General features: G+C 64.6%; 18 protein-coding genes. 7 read left to right on the top strand and 11 right to left on the bottom strand.

From position 1 onward, the window contains the following. Positions 1 to 30: 30 nt before the first annotated feature. From glyA to pqqA, 6 genes are all read right to left on the bottom strand, one after another. Positions 31 to 1,278 carry a serine hydroxymethyltransferase gene (glyA, locus tag ACYQ2U_RS01345; protein WP_459948538.1) on the bottom strand — a complete coding sequence of 416 codons (1,248 nt, stop codon included), beginning with the start codon at positions 1,276 to 1,278 and terminating at the stop codon, positions 31 to 33. A gap of 67 nt (positions 1,279 to 1,345) precedes the next feature. Beyond that, positions 1,346 to 2,497, bottom strand: coding sequence for a pyrroloquinoline quinone biosynthesis protein PqqE (gene pqqE, locus ACYQ2U_RS01340; protein ID WP_459948537.1), 1,152 nt, complete (start codon positions 2,495 to 2,497; stop codon positions 1,346 to 1,348). Next, complete coding sequence (pqqD, locus tag ACYQ2U_RS01335) at positions 2,494 to 2,802, bottom strand: pyrroloquinoline quinone biosynthesis peptide chaperone PqqD (RefSeq protein ID WP_459948536.1); 309 nt, start codon at positions 2,800 to 2,802, stop codon at positions 2,494 to 2,496. Before pqqD ends, pqqE begins: the two co-directional genes overlap by 4 nt. Then, a complete protein-coding gene (gene pqqC / locus ACYQ2U_RS01330) occupies positions 2,799 to 3,611 on the bottom strand; it encodes a pyrroloquinoline-quinone synthase PqqC (protein WP_459948535.1) in 813 nt (270 codons plus the stop codon). The genes pqqD and pqqC overlap by 4 nt, the downstream gene beginning before the upstream one ends. A gap of 22 nt (positions 3,612 to 3,633) precedes the next feature. Further along, on the bottom strand, positions 3,634 to 4,551 hold the full coding sequence (pqqB, locus tag ACYQ2U_RS01325; protein ID WP_459948534.1) for a pyrroloquinoline quinone biosynthesis protein PqqB: 918 nt from the start codon (positions 4,549 to 4,551) through the stop codon (positions 3,634 to 3,636). A 191-nt stretch (positions 4,552 to 4,742) separates the two neighbouring features. Then, positions 4,743 to 4,817: a pyrroloquinoline quinone precursor peptide PqqA gene (pqqA, locus tag ACYQ2U_RS01320; RefSeq protein WP_141353941.1), complete on the bottom strand. Its 75-nt coding sequence runs from the start codon at positions 4,815 to 4,817 to the stop codon at positions 4,743 to 4,745. Between the two features lie 229 nt (positions 4,818 to 5,046). Between pqqA and ACYQ2U_RS01315 the strand changes: the two genes are divergently transcribed. Beyond that, on the top strand, positions 5,047 to 6,021 hold the full coding sequence (locus tag ACYQ2U_RS01315; protein WP_459948533.1) for an alpha/beta fold hydrolase: 975 nt from the start codon (positions 5,047 to 5,049) through the stop codon (positions 6,019 to 6,021). Between the two features lie 90 nt (positions 6,022 to 6,111). Here the strand turns inward: ACYQ2U_RS01315 and ACYQ2U_RS01310 are convergent, their stop codons facing one another. Both ACYQ2U_RS01310 and pmbA read right to left on the bottom strand, forming a co-directional pair. Next, on the bottom strand, positions 6,112 to 6,750 hold the full coding sequence (locus tag ACYQ2U_RS01310) for a histidine phosphatase family protein (RefSeq protein ID WP_459948532.1): 639 nt from the start codon (positions 6,748 to 6,750) through the stop codon (positions 6,112 to 6,114). Between the two features lie 41 nt (positions 6,751 to 6,791). After that, complete coding sequence (gene pmbA / locus ACYQ2U_RS01305) at positions 6,792 to 8,132, bottom strand: metalloprotease PmbA (protein WP_459948531.1); 1,341 nt, start codon at positions 8,130 to 8,132, stop codon at positions 6,792 to 6,794. A 54-nt stretch (positions 8,133 to 8,186) separates the two neighbouring features. On the opposite strand from pmbA, the gene yjgA reads away from it, so the two are divergent. Together yjgA and mog are read left to right on the top strand one after the other, a co-directional pair. Then, a complete protein-coding gene (yjgA, locus tag ACYQ2U_RS01300) occupies positions 8,187 to 8,807 on the top strand; it encodes a ribosome biogenesis factor YjgA (protein WP_459948530.1) in 621 nt (206 codons plus the stop codon). Next, on the top strand, positions 8,794 to 9,390 hold the full coding sequence (gene mog / locus ACYQ2U_RS01295) for a molybdopterin adenylyltransferase (RefSeq protein ID WP_459948529.1): 597 nt from the start codon (positions 8,794 to 8,796) through the stop codon (positions 9,388 to 9,390). Before yjgA ends, mog begins: the two co-directional genes overlap by 14 nt. A 177-nt stretch (positions 9,391 to 9,567) precedes the next feature. Here mog and ACYQ2U_RS01290 read toward each other — a convergent pair whose 3' ends face one another. Next, complete coding sequence (locus ACYQ2U_RS01290; protein WP_459948528.1) at positions 9,568 to 11,007, bottom strand: M17 family metallopeptidase; 1,440 nt, start codon at positions 11,005 to 11,007, stop codon at positions 9,568 to 9,570. Positions 11,008 to 11,062: 55 nt separating this feature from the next. Between ACYQ2U_RS01290 and ACYQ2U_RS01285 the strand changes: the two genes are divergently transcribed. The 4 genes from ACYQ2U_RS01285 to ACYQ2U_RS01270 are packed head-to-tail and all read left to right on the top strand — an operon-like array spanning position 11,063 to position 14,314. Next, positions 11,063 to 11,857 (top strand): thymidylate synthase, encoded by a 795-nt coding sequence (locus ACYQ2U_RS01285; protein WP_459948527.1) that lies wholly within the window; start codon positions 11,063 to 11,065, stop codon positions 11,855 to 11,857. Positions 11,858 to 11,868: 11 nt separating this feature from the next. After that, entirely contained in the window at positions 11,869 to 13,503 is a 1,635-nt protein-coding gene (gene pgi, locus ACYQ2U_RS01280) for a glucose-6-phosphate isomerase (RefSeq protein ID WP_459948526.1), read from the top strand. 44 nt (positions 13,504 to 13,547) lie between these two features. Further along, entirely contained in the window at positions 13,548 to 13,778 is a 231-nt protein-coding gene (locus tag ACYQ2U_RS01275) for a DUF6566 family protein (protein WP_459948525.1), read from the top strand. Between the two features lie 20 nt (positions 13,779 to 13,798). Then, on the top strand, positions 13,799 to 14,314 hold the full coding sequence (locus ACYQ2U_RS01270) for a dihydrofolate reductase (RefSeq protein ID WP_459948524.1): 516 nt from the start codon (positions 13,799 to 13,801) through the stop codon (positions 14,312 to 14,314). Between the two features lie 304 nt (positions 14,315 to 14,618). On the opposite strand, the gene ACYQ2U_RS01265 is transcribed toward ACYQ2U_RS01270, so the two are convergent. Then, positions 14,619 to 15,185, bottom strand: coding sequence for a flavodoxin family protein (locus ACYQ2U_RS01265; protein ID WP_459948523.1), 567 nt, complete (start codon positions 15,183 to 15,185; stop codon positions 14,619 to 14,621). Between the two features lie 64 nt (positions 15,186 to 15,249). After that, a complete protein-coding gene (locus tag ACYQ2U_RS01260; protein ID WP_459948522.1) occupies positions 15,250 to 15,963 on the bottom strand; it encodes a pirin family protein in 714 nt (237 codons plus the stop codon). Position 15,964 lies beyond the last annotated feature (1 nt).

Genomic DNA, 15,964 nt, shown 5'->3' with positions numbered 1-15,964 from the left:
CTAAGGTGGTCGCTCACGCTCATGGTTTGCTCAGGCGCCGTAAACAGGGAACTTCTTGCACAAAGCGGACACGTCGTTGCGGACGCGGGCCAGGACGGCCTCGTCGTTGGGCGCATCGAGCACGTCGGCGATCAGGTGGGCGATCTTCTCCGCCTCGATCTCGGTGAAGCCGCGGGTGGTCATGGCCGGGGAACCGATGCGGATGCCGGAGGTGACGAAGGGCTTCTCGGGGTCGTTGGGGATCGCGTTCTTGTTCACCGTGATGTGGGCCTTGCCCAGCACGGCCTCGGCTTCCTTGCCGGTGATCTTCTTGGCGCGCAGGTCCACCAGGAAGACGTGGGACTCAGTACGGCCGGAAACGATGCGCAGGCCACGGGAGGCCAGCACCTTGCACATGACCTGGGCGTTTTCCACCACCTGTTCCTGATAGGCCTTGAACTCGGGGCTGGCCGCTTCCTTGAAGGCGACGGCCTTGGCGGCGATCACGTGTTCCAGGGGGCCGCCTTGCAGGCCGGGGAAGATGGCGGAGTTAAGGGCCTTCTCGTGTTCGGCCTTCATCAGGATGATGCCGCCACGGGGACCGCGCAGGGTCTTGTGGGTGGTGGAGGTGACCACGTCGGCGTGGGGCACCGGGTTGGGGTAGTAACCGGCGGCGATCAGGCCGGCGTAGTGGGCCATATCCACCCAGAAAATGGCGCCTACTTCCTTGGCGATCTTGGCGAAGCGCTCGAAGTCGATGCGCAGGGCGTAGGCGGAGGCACCGGCGATGATGATCTTGGGCTTGTGCTCCCGGGCCAGGGCTTCCATCTTGTCGTAGTCGATGGCCTCGTTGGCGTCCAGGCCGTAGGAGACGGCGTTGAACCACTTGCCGGACATGTTGAGGGCCATGCCGTGGGTCAGGTGGCCGCCTTCGGCCAGGCTCATGCCCAGTACGGTGTCGCCGGGCTTGGCGAAGGCCATCAGCACGGCCTGGTTGGCCTGGGAGCCGGAATTGGGCTGGACGTTGGCGGCTTCGGCGCCGAACAGCTTCTTCAGCCGGTCGATGGCCAGTTGCTCCACCACGTCCACGTATTCGCAGCCGCCGTAGTAGCGCTTGCCGGGATAGCCTTCGGCGTACTTGTTGGTGAGCTGGGAGCCCTGGGCTTCCATGACGGCGGCGGAGACGTAGTTCTCGGACGCGATCAGCTCGATGTGGTCTTCCTGACGGCGGTTCTCGGCCTCAATGGCGGCCCACAGCTCGGGGTCGGTCTTGGCGAGGGTGTTCTGCTTGGAAAACATGGCGCTATCCCTGATTCAAAAGAGGAAAGCGCCAAATTTTACCACTGGCGGGCACAATCTCGGCCTCTCATTCCATTGCCGTCTTTTCCAGCAGGCGCCGGCTTTCCTTGGGGTCGCGAAACACCAGGGGCTGCGCCGGCACGATACCCTGTTCCGCCCGGGCCACGGCGGCCTCCACCAGACTGTGATCGGGGCTTTGGGGGCAGACCGGGTCCGCCACATTGGGGTCGCCAGCCAGCAGGTAGGCCTGGCAACGACAGCCCCCCAGATCCTGCTCCTTATGTTCGCAACTGCGACAGGGGTCGCGCATCCACTCGGTCCCCCGGTAGAAGTTGAAACCGGAGGAATCGTTCCAGATGGCCGCCACGTCCATGTCCTTGACGTTGGGGAACGCCAGGCCCGGCAGCATGCGCGCCGTGTGGCAGGGCAAAGCGGTGCCGTCGGGGGTCACCGTGAGGAAGACGTTGCCCCAACCGTTCATGCATTTCTTCGGCTTGCCCTCGTGGTAGTCGGGCACCACGAATAGGATGCGCATCTTGCCCGCCAGTTTTGCCTTCCAGCGGTCCACCACTTCCTCGGCCTGGCGCAGTTGCTCCCGGGAGGGCATCAAGTGTTCGCGGTTTTCCAGGGCCCAGGAGTAGTACTGGGCGTTGGCCAGTTCCAGATACTCGGCGCCGAGATCGGCGGCCATCTGGATGATGCGGTCCACGTGCTCGATGTTGAGGCGGTGGATCACCACGTTCATCACCATGGGCCAGCCCCGGGCCTTGATCATGTCCCCCACCCGCTGCTTGAGATCGAAGGTGCGGGTATGGGTGAGGAAGTCGTTGATCTCCTTAGTGGAGTCCTGGAAGGAGAGCTGGATGTGGTCCAGCCCGGCGTCCTTGAGGGTATCCAGGCGGGCCTCGGTAAGGCCGACACCGGAGGTGATCAGGTTGGTGTAGTAACCCAGGGTGTGAGCCTCGGCCACCAGTTGCTCCAGGTCGTCCCGCAGCAGCGGCTCACCACCGGAGAAACCGCACTGCACCGCCCCCAGCGCTCGAGCCTCGCGCAACACCCGCAGCCAATCGTCGGTGGACAATTCGCTTTCATGGCGAGCGAAGTCCACCGGGTTGTAGCAGAACACGCAGTGCAGCGGGCAACGGTAGGTCAGCTCCGCCAACAGCCACAGGGGCTGGCCAATGCTGCCTAGCCGCTTCGGATTATCCGGCGCATTCATGCCGTCGCCTCGCTGACCGCATCTGCCAGCACCACCCAGTTGCGTTCCGTTGCCATGGTGAGAAAAGCTTTGACGTCGGCTTCCAGGCCAGTGGTGTCAATCATCCCGAAGGTCTTGGCCAGGTCAGCGACGATGACGGCCACTGCCGTCTTGCCGTCGCAACGGGCAAGGATCTCCCCGGCGCTTTGGTTGAGCTTGACCATGCCTTCCGGGTAGAGCAGCACATGACAGTTCTGGGCCGGCTCCCACTGGAAACGGAAACCGTGGCCCAGGCGGGGCACCAGCGAGGGCAGGGCTGCGTTCACGCCGCCTCCGCCTGAGCCACCGCCGCAGGTTGCGCGGAGACCACGCCGTTGGTGCCGTAATGCTGGCCCATGGCGTCGTTCATAACCCAGAGGATGTCGAGCTTGAACTTGAGAATCTGCAAAGCCTGTTCCTGCAAGGCCCGGGTGTTGAAATAGTCGAGGGTCACATTGAGCCCCTGGATCACGTCCCGGGGCGCCTGACTGGTGCGGTTGCGGAAATATTGCAGGCCTTCCGGCTCGATCCAGGTGTAGTGCTCGGGCCAGGTGGCCAGGCGCTGCTTGTGGATGTCCGGTGCGAACAACTCGGTCAGGGAGGAGCAGACGCCCTCTTGCCAAGGGGCCCGACGGGCGAAGTTGACGTAGGCATCCACAGCGAAGCGCACGCCGGGCAGCACGTGGCGCAGGTCCACGATTTCCTCGCGACTCAAGCCCACGGCCAGACCGAGGCGAATCCAGGCCTCAATGCCGCCTGCGTCCATCTGCTTCTCGCCATTGGGAAGGCCATACTCAAAACCGTCGTGGTCGAGGATGCGCTGGATCCAGCCCCGGCGCACTTCCCGGTCGGGGCAGTTGGCCATGATGGCAGCGTCCTTCACCGGAATGGCGATCTGGTAGTAGAAACGGTTCGCCACCCAGCCGCGAATCTGCTCCGGCCTTGCCTTGCCGGTGTTGAGCATGACGTTGAAGGCATGGAAGATGTGATACGACTTGCCGTTCTCCCGTAGCTGGGCTTCAAACTCCTCCCGGCTCCAGGGTTCACGGCCGTCGTCAACAGGGGCGGATTCGGCAAGAAGGTCGGCTCGGATCATGAAAGGGTCTCCGCAAAAATAATCAAAGGGTGATGTGCAAGCCATCCTCGGCGACTTCGATACCGCGCCGGATCAGTTCGGCCCGTTGCGGAGAGTCCTCGTCGAGAATGGGATTGGTGTTGTTGATATGGATGAGAATCTTGCGCACGGAACGCGGCAGCTCGTCGAGCCAGTCCATCATGCCGCCGGCACCGGATTGAGGCAGATGGCCAATATCTCGGGCCGTCTTGTCGGAGAGACCGGCAGCGATCATTTCGTCGTCGGTCCAGAAGGTGCCGTCCACCAGCACGCAATCCGCCTCAGCCATGCGGGCGAATACCTCCGAGTCGCGGGCACCCAGGCCCGGCGCGTAGAACAGGCGTTTGCCCTCACCGTCCGTAATGGTCAGGCCGATGTTGTCGCCGTCCACCGATTGCTCCCGGTGGGGCGAATAGGGCGCGGCCTTGCTGGTCAGGGGCAGGGCCGAGAACTGCAAACCCGGCACCTTGGCAATGGCGAAGGGTGCACCATCCAGCGGCACGGTCTGGCGGGCCACGCCACTGTAATGGGCCAACACCTTGAGTACCGGATTGCCGGTGGTCAAATCTTCGTACACCGGGTCGGCACACCACAGGGACAAGGGCTGCTTTTGTTCCCGCAGCATGAAAAGGCCGGTGGCGTGGTCGATCTGGCCATCCACCAACACCACACCGCCGATGCCCGTATCGCGCAGGGCCCGGTTGGGTTGCAGTTCCGGCGTAGCTTTGATCTGTTGCAGGATGTCGGGGGAGGCATTGAGCAGCACCCAGTCGGCGCCGTCATCCGCAGCGACGCAGATGGAAGACTGGGTGCGCGGCTTGGCCCGCACGGTACCGGCGCGCACGCCGGCGCAGTTGCGGCAATTGCAGTTCCACTGGGGAAAGCCGCCGCCTGCCGAGGCGCCAAGGACAATCAGTTTCATGGGATGGGCTGTCGAGGAATTCAGGGACCGCCACCGGCAAGGCCGATGACGGCATCGCTCATTTGCTAGGTGTTCGTGAATGGATCGTAGCGAGCGACCCTAGCCTGGTTCGAGAAGCACAGCCGTACACGAAGTACGGCGAGCATCGCAGGGCCGGGATCGGGTCGCGCAGTAGACTCATTCGGGAACAATTAGCGGGCGGCGATGTACATGGTGATTTCAAAACCGAAGCGGAAATCACAAGCGGTGGGGGTTTCCCATTTCATGACGCAATCTCCTTAAGGGTTTGTCGTAGGTGCCGCAACGGCGAACCGTCCCGGCCAGACCCGCACAGTCGAAATATTTCAGACTTAACGAATCTAAAACGAACTATCCCTCGTATCACCCAGGCGCCTCTCCCTGAAAACCATGAATCAGGACTCATGATTTTCATGAGACCGTGACAAGCACCTCCGCAGCGGACAGGTGATCGCACCCCGCCGCTAGAATCCAGCCATGACTTCCGCCGCACCGCTTGCCCCTCTTTACCCGCCCAGCCAACCCTACGACTGCGCCGAACTGGCCGTGTCGGGCGGTCATCGTTTGCATGTCGAACAATGGGGCACAGCAACGGGGATTCCTGCCCTGGTGCTTCACGGCGGCCCCGGCTCCGGCTGCACGCCGGCCATGGCCCGCTTCTTCGATCCGGAACGCTACCGCGTGATCTTGCTTGACCAGCGAGGCGCCGGCCGCAGCCAGCCCCATGGATGCAGGGAGGGCAACACCACGGCACTGCTGCTGGATGATCTGGAAACCCTGCGCCGCCACCTAGCGGTGGACCGTTGGCTTTTGCTCGGCGGTTCCTGGGGCGGCACCCTGGGGGTACTGGCGGCAGCCGCCAATCCCGCCGGCACCGCTGGCCTGTTGTTGCGCAACCCCTTCCTTGCCCGACAACAGGATGTGACCTGGTTTTTTGAAGGGGCCCGGCCCTTCCATGCCGACGCCTGGCGGCATTGGCAGGTACTGGGCGTACCGGAACAAGCAGGGGCCATGGAGCCCTGGCTGGAACAGCGCCTCGCGACGGGCGACGATGCAGAACGAAGCGCCATAGCGCTGGCCTGGTGGCACTGGGAAAACGCCCTGGCCGGCACAACAGAAACCGCCACACTACCGGCAGCGGACACCCTGCCCCGCCTGGCGAACAAATACCGGCTGCAATTGCATTACTTCCGCCAGGGCTGTTTCCTCGACACCGATTCGGTACTCCGGGCCGCTACCCGCCTGGGCAACGTCCCCACGCTGATCCTCCAGGGACGGCAGGACCACGTCTGCCCCGGCAGTGAAACCGAACGGCTGCATCAGGCTCTGCCTAACAGCCGCCTGCAATGGATAGACGGCGTCGGCCACGCCCCCTATGCGCCGGCCATGGCGGATGCCACGGTGCAGGCGCTGAACCATTACGCCAGTACCGGCACCTTCATCACGCCGTAAAAGGAAAAGGTCCCTGATCAGGAGGGACCCTTGACCAACCAGGCACCAACCCAGCCCGCGCCAACCGAAGCGGTCGCCGGGCTGTCGGCGCTACTGGGCCGCTTCGTCCAGACTGCCCGCCAGGTGGCGCTGGTCGCCCCAGACTTCCACCCGCCAACCATCGGCGCTGACGCTGATCCAGTTGAGGGCGGCGTTGGGAATGGGGAAGTCGCGGGGGCTGGCCAGGTCGCGGCCATGGGCGCGACGGTAGATCACGTCCAGCACGCCGCCGTGGGCCACCAGTAGCACCGTCTGGCCAACATGTTGGGCCGCCAGGCGATTGAGGGTTTCGGCAATGCGCCGGTCGAAAGCGCGCAGGCTCTCGCCGTCGTCGAAACAATGGTCGATGTCGCGCACCTTGTAGGCGGCGAAATCCTGGGGGAAGTCCCGCTCCACTTCGTCCGCCGTGCGGCCCTGGAACAAGCCGAAGTGGCGTTCCCGCAAACCCGGCTCCAGCCTGGGTCGCAGGCCCGTCACCACGGCGATGGCGGCGGCGGTCTCCTGGGTGCGCAGCAGGTCGCTGCAATAACAGGCGTCGAAGTGGTGGGGTTGCAGGCCCCAGGCCGCCGCCTCGGCCTGGCGCAGGCCGTTGGCGTTGAGGCCGATGTCGATGTGCCCCTGGAGCCGCCGCTGGGCGTTCCAATCGGTCTCGCCGTGGCGGACGATGCAAAAACGGGTGACGCTCACCATGCTCGGTAAAGCCAAAAGCTACGCGGCCTCGGTTGCCGACCTTAGTTGCCAGCAATGGTCATCTGGTTGATCAGCACCGAGCCGATCTGCTTGGAGCCCCGCACCAGCACGTCATTGCCGATGGCGACGATGCCCTGGAACATGTCCTTGAGGTTGCCGGCGATGGTGATCTCATGGACCGGATAGGCGATCACGCCGTTCTCCACCCAATAACCGGCGGCGCCCCGGGAGTAGTCGCCGGTCACGTAGTTCACGCCCTGACCCAGCAGTTCGGTCACCAGCAGGCCGGTGCCCATTTCCTTGAGCAGGCCAGCCAGATCGTGCTGGCCAGGCGTGGCGATCAGGTTGTGGCTGCCACCGGCATTGCCGGTGGTCTGCATGCCCAGCTTGCGGGCGGTGTAGGTGGACAGGAAATAGCCCTGCAACACGCCGTCCTTCACCACCTCGCGGTCGTGGGTGGCAACGCCGTCGTCGTCGAAGGGGCTGGAAGCCAGGGCCTTGGGAATGTGGGGACGCTCGGCGACCTGGACGAACTTGGGAAAGATCTGCTTGCCCAGGGAGTCGGGCAGGAAGGTGGACTTGCGGTACAGCGCGCCACCCGATACGGCCTGGACGAAGCTACCGAGCAGACCGGCGGCCAGGGGCGCCTCGAAGATCACCGGCACCTTGCGCGTCTTCAGCTTGCGGGCGCCGAGGCGGGACAGGGCGCGGCGGGCGGCGTAGTCGCCGATGGCCTCGGGCGCGGCCAGGTCGAGGGGGTCGCGCCGGCTCGAATACCAGTCGTCCCGTTGCATGTCGTCGCCTTCGCCGGCGATCACCGAGCAGGACAGGTAGTGGCGCGAAGTGGCGAAACCGTCGAGGAAGCCCAGGCTGTTGGCGGAGACGAAATGGGACTGCTGCACCGAAACGCTGGCCCCTTCCGAGTTGGTGACGCGGGGGCTGACGGCAAAGGCCGCCTGCTCGCAGCGGCGGGCCAGGTCGATGGCGGCCTCGACGCTGATGGACCAGGGGTGGTAGAGGTCCAGATCCATGGGCGCCTTGGCCAGCAGCTTGGCCTCGGGCAGGCCGGCGCAGTCGTCCTCGGCGGTGAAGCGGGCGATGGACAGGGCCGCATCCACCGTGGCCGTGACCGCCTCGGCGGAAAAGTCGGAGGTGCTGGCGTGGCCCCGGCGCTGGCCCAGGTACACCGTGACGCCGATGCCCTTGTCCCGGTTGTACTCGATGGTCTCCACCTCGTCCCGGCGCACGGTGACGGACTGGCCGAAGCCCTCGGAAACATCCACCTCGCAGGCGCTGGCCCCCTGCTTGGCGGCATGGTCGAGCACCTGGCGGGCGAGGGAACGCAAATGGTCTTGGTCGTAGCTGAATTCGGAAGCGGACATGGCAATCGGGACGGATGGGCCGGCGCAAAGCGGGCGAAGCCTATAATCATACCCGTGGATACCAAACTCTTAGACCAAGACGACCTGCCCGAGGACGAACGCCCGGACGACAACCCCGAAGCCCTGCGCTGGGAGGAAAACCGGCGCGGCCCCACCAGCAGCGCCCCCAGCAAGTCCCGCAAGAAGCGGGAAGTGGAGGCCCTGCAAAGCCTGGGGGTGCAACTGGTGGCCCTGTCCACCGACCGGCTGAAGAAAATCGCCCTGCCCGACCACCTGCGGGAAGCGGTGCGGGAAGCCCAGCGCATCACCAGCCATGGCGCCAAGCGGCGCCAGTTCCAGCTGATCGGCAAGCTGATGCGGGAAATCGACCCGGCGCCGATCCAGGAGGCCCTGGACGAGATCAACGGCGTTTCCGCCGCCGCCACGGCCCGCCTGCACGCCCTGGAGAAGCTGCGCCAGCGCCTGCTGGAGGACGAGACGGTGCTGGGCCAGATCGCCGCCGACCATCCGGGCGTGGACATGCAGCAATTGCGGCAACTGCGCCGCAATGCCCTCAAGGAGCAGGAACAGGGCAAGCCGCCCAAGGCCTTCCGCGAGATCTTCCGCATCCTGAAGGAATTGCAGTCCCAGGGGGCGAGCGCCGAAGACGAGGAATTGACCGATGACGACCAATGACAACAAATTGCTGATCGGCCTGGTCTCCATCTCGGACCGGGCTTCCTCCGGCGGCTACGAGGACAAGGGCCTGCCGGCCTTGCAGGAATGGTTCGGCGCGGCCCTGGCCAGCCCCTGGCACATGGAAACCCGGCTGATTCCCGACGAACAAGTGGTGATCGAGCACACCTTGATGCAGTTGTGCGACGACGCCGGCTGCCACCTGGTGCTCACCACCGGCGGCACCGGCCCCACGGTGCGGGACGTGACGCCTGAAGCCACCCTGGCAGTGGTGGAAAAGGAAATGCCCGGCTTTGGCGAACAGATGCGGCAGATTTCCCTGCACTTCGTCCCCACCGCCATCCTTTCCCGCCAGACGGCGGGCATCCGTGGCCGTAGCCTGATCCTCAACCTGCCCGGCCAACCCAAGTCCATCAAGGAAACCCTGGAAGGGGTCAAGGACGCCGAAGGCAGGCAGGTGGTACCCGGCATCTTCGCCGCCGTGCCCTACTGCCTCGACCTGATCGGCGGTCCCTACGTGGAAACCCACGAGGCCGTGATCAAGGCCTTCCGTCCCAAGTCGGCCATTCGCCCGCCTCGCTGAACAGGGCCCTGGGCAGGGTTAGGGCTGACTAACCGCTGGCGCCCTGCGCAAACACCCGTCGTCCCCGTGCAAGCGGGGACCCAGTGGCTTCACACAAAAACACGGAACTCCCGCTTAGCAAAGCCATCCCTGTCCTGGGTGTGTTGACGTGCAGGAGTGGCGGAGCCCATCGGGCAATCAGCGGCTCCAGTCCCGCAGCAGGTGCAGCCCCCAGGCCACGCCGAAGCCGCTGAGCTTGCTGCCCAGGGCACCCAGGCCGCCCTCGTTGGCCGAGGCGGACAAATCCATGTGCAACCAGGGCCGCTTGGCGGTGAAGCGCTTGAGGAAGCGGGCCGCCAGGATGTGGTCGGCGTCGCCGTCCATGGTGCATTGCTTGATGTCCGCCACCTTGGATTCGAGGCCCGTCTCGTAATCCTCGTCCAGGGGAAACACGCAGACCCGTTCACCGCTGGCCCGCCCCGCCGTCACCGCCAGCAGGCCCAGGGCTTCCTCGCTGGCGAACACGCCGGAATACAGATTGCCCAGGGCGGCGTGCATGGAACCGGTGAGGGTGGCGAAATCGATCATCAGGTCGGGCTTTTTCCTCGCCGCCAGGGTCAGGGCGTCCGCCAGCACCAGGCGGCCCTCGGCGTCGGTGTGCACCACCTCGATGGTGGTGCCGTCGAGGGCGGTGACGATGTCGTTCTGCATGAAGGCGCCGGCGGAAATATGGTTCTGGGCGATGGCCAGCCAGGCATCCACCGCGATGGGCAGTTGCAGGTCGCTGACGGCCTGCAACAGGCCCAGCACCACGGCGGAACCGTTCATGTCCTCGTGCATGTCCTGCATGTAGCGGGCGGGCTTGAGGTTGTGGCCGCCGGTGTCGAAGCAGATGCCCTTGCCCACCAGGGCCACGGTCTGTTTGGCGTTTTTCGGCGCGTAGCGCAGATGGACGATGGCGGCGTCCTCATGGGCCGAGCCCTGGGCCACGGCGCAGAAGGCGCCGGCGCCCATCTTCTTCAGCTTTTTGACGTCGAACTCCTCCACGCTCCAGCCCCGGATCTTGGCCAGGGCGCGGATGCGCTTGCGGTAGTCGGCCGGCGTCAGTTCATTGGGCGGCAGGGCGGTGAGGCAGCGGGTCAGGGTGTTACCCGCCGCCAGGGCGACGGCGTCGGCGAAATCGCGCGCGGTGCCGGGACCATGGTAGTGCAGGGCTTGCAGGGCCTTGGCCGGTTTTTTCTTGCGCACCGGCAGGGGGGCGCCGTTGGCCAGGGCCACGTACACCGCGTCCCGGGCGGCGGCCAGGTCCACCCCGGCATTCACCAGGGACAGGGCCTTCGGCGTTTCCTCCAGCAACAGGGCCGCGCCCTTGCGCAGGGCGGTGAGGCGCTCGAAGGCCAGCTTGCTGTTGTCCACCTGGACCAGGGCCATGCGTCCGCCGTCGGCCAGGTCCAGGGCCTGGGGCGTCTTGCCCAGGTCCGTCACCTTGACGCCGCGCCGCGCCAGCACCGCCAGCCACTGGGCCCGCGCCGGCAGCTTGGCCGGCAGTTCCTTGCCCGGCGGCAGCAGCCAGAGCTGGTGGCCGCTTTCCTTGAGGGGGGCCGTGGCGGCGTGGCAATACAGCGTGGCGAGGGGCATGGCGACCTTTCCGTTTACAATTCCGTCGATTATACGTTTCGGGAAATGCCTCCCCATGAAGCAGTACCTCGACCTGATGCGCCACGTGCTGGCCCACGGCCACGAAAAATCCGACCGCACCGGCACCGGCACCCGCTCGGTGTTCGGCTACCAGATGCGCTTCAACCTGGCGGAGGGCTTCCCCCTGCTCACCACCAAGAAGCTGCACACCCGGTCCATCATCCATGAACTGCTCTGGTTCCTCCAGGGCGACACCAACATCCGCTACCTCAAGGACAACGGCGTCTCCATCTGGGACGAGTGGGCGGACGAGAACGGCGACCTGGGCCCGGTGTACGGCCACCAGTGGCGCCACTGGCCGGCCAAGAACGGCGGCGAGATCGACCAGATCAGCCAGTTGATCGAAGGCCTGAAAAAGAATCCGGACTCCCGCCGCCACATCGTCAGCGCCTGGAACCCCACCGACATTCCGGACATGAAGCTGCCTCCCTGCCACGCCCTGTTCCAGTTCTACGTGGCGGGTGGAAAGTTGAGTTGCCAGCTCTACCAGCGCAGCGCCGACATCTTCCTCGGCGTGCCCTTCAATATTGCGTCCTACGCCCTGTTCACCCTCATGGTGGCCCAGGTCTGCGGCTATGAGCCCGGCGAATTCGTCTGGACCGGTGGCGACTGTCATCTGTATTCCAACCACATGGAACAGACGGCCCTACAACTCTCCCGGGAACCCCGTCCCCTACCGACCCTGAAGATCAACCCCGAGGTGAAGGACATCTTCGCCTTCCGCTTCGAGGACTTCACCTTGGAAGGCTACGACCCCCACCCCCACATTTCCGCGCCGGTGGCCGTTTAAGGCGTTCAGGCATGAGCTATTGCCCCACCGCCACCCCCGCCTGGCAGGCCCTGACGGCCCACGCCGCGCAACTCAAGCCGCGCCACCTGCGGGAACTGTTTGCCGAGGACGGCCAGCGCTTCCAACGTTTCTCCCTGCGCCAGGACGACGTGCTGCTGGATTTTTCCAAGCAGCGCATCACCGCCGAGACCCTGAACCTGCTGCACCAGCTCTGGCAGGACGCCGACGTGCCGGGCTGGATCGCCCGCCTGCGCGGCGGCGAGGCCATCAATCACACCGAAGGCCGCGCCGTGCTGCACACCGCCCTGCGCCGCAGCGGCCCCGAGCCGGTGCTGTTCCAGGGCAAGGACGTGATGCCGGACATCCGCCGAGTCCTCGACCAAATGCGCGACTTCTGCGCCGCCGTGCATAGCGGCGACTGGAAGGGCGCCAGCGGCGAACGCATCCGCGACGTGGTGAACATCGGCATCGGCGGCTCGGACCTGGGCGCCCGCATGGCCTCCCTGGCCCTGGTGGCCGAGCAGATGCCGGACCTGCGGGTCCATTACGTCTCCAACCTGGATGGCGCCCATCTCGCCACCACCCTGGCCAAGCTGCACCCGGCAACCACCCTGTTCATCGTCGCCAGCAAGACCTTCACCACCCAGGAAACCATGCGCAACGCCCAGTCCGCCCGGGACTGGGTGGTGCAGAAGCTGGGCGAGAAGGCCGTGGCCCACCACTTCGTCGCCGTCTCCACCAACCATGGCGAAGTGGCCAAGTTCGGCATCGCCCCGCAGAACGTCTTCGAATTCTGGGACTGGGTCGGCGGCCGTTTCTCCCTCTGGTCCGCCATCGGCCTGCCCCTGGCCCTGGCCATCGGCTTCGAGAAATTCCGCCAGTTCCTGGCCGGCGCCGAAGCCATGGACAAGCACTTTTTCAACGCCCCGGTGGAGGCCAACCTGCCCGCCACCCTGGCCCTGCTGGAAGTGTGGAACACCAACTTCCTCGGTGCCGCCACCCGAGTGCTGCTGCCCTACTCCCAGTCCCTCGAAGTGCTGGTGAGCTATTTGCAGCAACTGGAAATGGAATCCAACGGCAAGCAGGTGGATCGCGACGGTGCAGCGGTCAGCTATGGCACCGCCCCCATCCTCTGGGGCGAGTCTGGCACCAACGGCCAGCACGCCTTCTATCAGTTGATCCACCAGGGCGGCAGCCTGATCCCCTGCGAATTCATCGTCCTCAAGAAGGCCGACTATCCCCTGCCCGGCCACCACGAAATGCTGCTGGCCAACTGCTTCGCCCAGAGCGATGCCCTCATGCACGGCAAAACCGTGGAGGAAGTGCGGGTCGAAATGGCTGCCGCCGGCCTGAGCCCCGAAGCGGTGGATGCCCTGTCGCCCTACCGTGTCTTCCCCGGCAATCAGCCCTCGTCCACCCTGCTGCTGTCCGAACTCACGCCCTACACCCTGGGCCAGTTGATCGCCCTGTACGAACACAAGGTGTTCACCCTGGGCGTGCTCTGGCACCTCAACAGCTTTGACCAGTGGGGCGTGGAATTCGGCAAGCAATTGGCCAACAAGCTGTTGCCCATGCTGGAAGGCAAGGCAGCGGTGACGGGGCTGGATAGTTCGACGGCAGGGTTGATTGAGGCGTGTAGAGGATAAGCAACGGACTAGCTTAAGGCTCTATGTAGAAGGGATGCTTAGCCATGAAAAATGACAAAACGCACCATGATGACTACAAAGGTTTTTCGATTGGCGTTCTCATGCTTTGCTACGAGAATGGTTGGACAATCGAAGTAGAAATTACAGGGCAAGACACTTCAATCCCGCGCTGGCGCGATAACGATACGACGTACAAAACCGAAGAAGAGGCCCGTGATGCTGGCATCAACTGGGCAAAGGCATTCATTGACGAGACGATACCGTCTAACAACTAGACTGCCATTCATTTCTTGCCATGAAAATCCCGCAACTCTCTCTCATCGTCGCCCTCGCCAAGGACCGCGCCATCGGTCGCGGCAATCGGCTGCTCTGGTCCCTGCCCGCCGACATGGCTCACTTCCGCGAGGCCACCAAGGGGGCGACGGTGATCATGGGACGCAAGACCTGGGAGTCGTTGCCACCCAAGTTTCGTCCCCTGCCGGGACGGCACAACATCGTAATCAGCCGCCAGGCGGACTACGTGGCCGAAGGGGCGGTGCTGGTGCATAGCCTGGACGATGCGGTGGCGGAAGCCCGGCACAAGGACGCGCCCATTTTCATCATCGGCGGCGCGGAGATTTACGCCCAGGCTCTGCCCCTGGCGGACCGGCTGGTGTTGACCGAGGTGGATGACACCGTGGCCGATGCGGATGCCTTTTTCCCCGCCATCGACGCCGACGCGTGGCGGGAAGTGGAACGCAAAAAAGGCGGGGAGGCCGACGCTGCCGCCGGCACCCCCGCCTTCGATTTCGTTACGCTGGTACGGCGCTAAGGCCACGCCGGGGATTGCCCCGGCAGACCGTCGTCCCCGCGCAGGCGGGGACCCAGTGACTCGGCTTTTTTAGACTTGGCTGTTTTGTAAAGCCCCTGGATTCCCGCCTGCGCGGGAATGACGAGGGTGCTTGGCGCACGGGCTTCGACAAGTACGGCCCGAATGGGGAGGACCAGCCCCCTCACCCTGTCCCTCTCCCACGCTGGGGAGAGGGAACCCATGACGACGCTCGCCGCTTCATGGCTTTTTCTCAGGGCCTAGATGCGTCTGCGGTAAAAGCGTTCGCTTTGCTACTCGAACCAGCTTAGCCCCGCAGTTTCTTGGCCACTTCGGCGATGCGCTTGCCGTATTGCTTGGCTGTTTCCAGATCGGAATCGCGCATGGCTTCGGCGCCTTGGTCGGCGTTGGCCTGGGCCATGGCGCCGCTGAAGCTGCCGAGGCGGTTGAGGTCGTCCACGCTGCCGGTGCTGGAGTTGTTGCCGGGCAGTTGGTTCACGCCGGTCCAGATCATGCCGTGCTGGTTGGCGTAGATCATCAGCTGGATCAGGGTGTTGAGCTTGTCGCCGGATTGGGAGGCGGAGGTGGTGAAGCCGCCGGCCACCTTGTCTTGCCAGTCGCGGGTGTACCAGGGCTTGCTGCTGGCGTCCATGAAGGTCTTGAAGGGGGCGGAAACGCCGCCCATGTAGGTGGGGGTGCCGAAGATGATGGCATCGGCGCCCTTGAGTTCGTCCCAGTCGGCATCGACGATCTTGTCCACGGCCAGCAGACGGCCGGTGGTGCCGGGAGCGGAAAGAGCGCCGTCGAGCACGGCTTGGGCTTGGCGGGCGGTGTGGCCGTAGCCACTGTGGAAGGCGACAACAACGTGGGTCATGGAATGCTCCTGTGATGAGGTTGGGTGGGTGTTCTAGGAAGTTGGGGGTGAAAAAGCGGGGTGATCAGGGCAGGTCGAACCAGAGGAATTCAACGCCTTCGGCGCTGCTCACCTGAAACTCGCATTCGTCGGCGATCCTGGCGCCATCGCCCTTGGTGAAAGCTTGGCCGTTCAAGCTGAGGCTGCCGGCCACTACGTGCAGGTAGGCCCGCCGCCCCGGGGTGAGGGCGATGGCCAGGGATTGCCCGGCCGCCAGGATGCTGGCGTAGATTAGAGCGTCCTGGTGGATCACCATGCTGCCGTCGCGTCCGTCGGGGGACACCAGGGCTTGCAGACGGCCCTGCTTGAGGGCGTCGGGGAATTCCTTTTGTTCGTATTCGGGGCGGATGCCGCGCAGGTTAGGCTCGATCCAGATTTGCAGCAGGGTGGCGGGTTCGCTGTCGGAACCGTTCATCTCGCTATGGAGAATGCCCTTGCCGGCGCTCATGCGCTGCACTTCGCCCCGCCGCAGCAGGCGGCTGTTTTCCATGCTGTCGCCGTGGCGCAAGGCGCCGTCGCCCATGTAGGTGACGATTTCCATGTCGCGGTGGCCGTGGGTGCCGAAACCGGTGCCAGGGGCGATGAAGTCGTCGTTGATCACCCGCAGCGCGCTCCAGCCCATGTGGTCCGGATCGTAGTAGTCGGCAAAGGAAAAGCTGAAGCGGCTTTGCAGCCAGCCCAGATCGGACGCGCCCCGATCCTGGGATTTGCGCAGCGCAATCACATCAATTCCTTTCACA

This window comes from Denitratisoma sp. agr-D3 (assembly GCF_054658675.1).
Note: the sequence above shows the minus strand (reverse complement) of the source record. Positions and strands in the feature narration are given on the sequence as shown.

Bases quoted from the DNA above. Each gene is read 5' to 3' on its own strand.
- ACYQ2U_RS01315 (WP_459948533.1), top strand. From the start codon at position 5,047: ATGACTTCCGCCGCACCGCTTGCCCCTCTTTACCCGCCCAGCCAACCC.
- ACYQ2U_RS01265 (WP_459948523.1), bottom strand. From the start codon at position 15,185: ATGACCCACGTTGTTGTCGCCTTCCACAGTGGCTACGGCCACACCGCC.
- pqqE (WP_459948537.1), bottom strand. From the start codon at position 2,497: ATGAATGCGCCGGATAATCCGAAGCGGCTAGGCAGCATTGGCCAGCCC.
- mog (WP_459948529.1), top strand. From the start codon at position 8,794: ATGACGACCAATGACAACAAATTGCTGATCGGCCTGGTCTCCATCTCG.
- ACYQ2U_RS01310 (WP_459948532.1), bottom strand. From the start codon at position 6,750: ATGGTGAGCGTCACCCGTTTTTGCATCGTCCGCCACGGCGAGACCGAT.
- ACYQ2U_RS01285 (WP_459948527.1), top strand. From the start codon at position 11,063: ATGAAGCAGTACCTCGACCTGATGCGCCACGTGCTGGCCCACGGCCAC.
- pgi (WP_459948526.1), top strand. From the start codon at position 11,869: ATGAGCTATTGCCCCACCGCCACCCCCGCCTGGCAGGCCCTGACGGCC.
- ACYQ2U_RS01290 (WP_459948528.1), bottom strand. From the start codon at position 11,007: ATGCCCCTCGCCACGCTGTATTGCCACGCCGCCACGGCCCCCCTCAAG.
- pqqC (WP_459948535.1), bottom strand. From the start codon at position 3,611: ATGATCCGAGCCGACCTTCTTGCCGAATCCGCCCCTGTTGACGACGGC.
- pmbA (WP_459948531.1), bottom strand. From the start codon at position 8,132: ATGTCCGCTTCCGAATTCAGCTACGACCAAGACCATTTGCGTTCCCTC.
- glyA (WP_459948538.1), bottom strand. From the start codon at position 1,278: ATGTTTTCCAAGCAGAACACCCTCGCCAAGACCGACCCCGAGCTGTGG.
- ACYQ2U_RS01275 (WP_459948525.1), top strand. From the start codon at position 13,548: ATGAAAAATGACAAAACGCACCATGATGACTACAAAGGTTTTTCGATT.
- ACYQ2U_RS01270 (WP_459948524.1), top strand. From the start codon at position 13,799: ATGAAAATCCCGCAACTCTCTCTCATCGTCGCCCTCGCCAAGGACCGC.
- pqqB (WP_459948534.1), bottom strand. From the start codon at position 4,551: ATGAAACTGATTGTCCTTGGCGCCTCGGCAGGCGGCGGCTTTCCCCAG.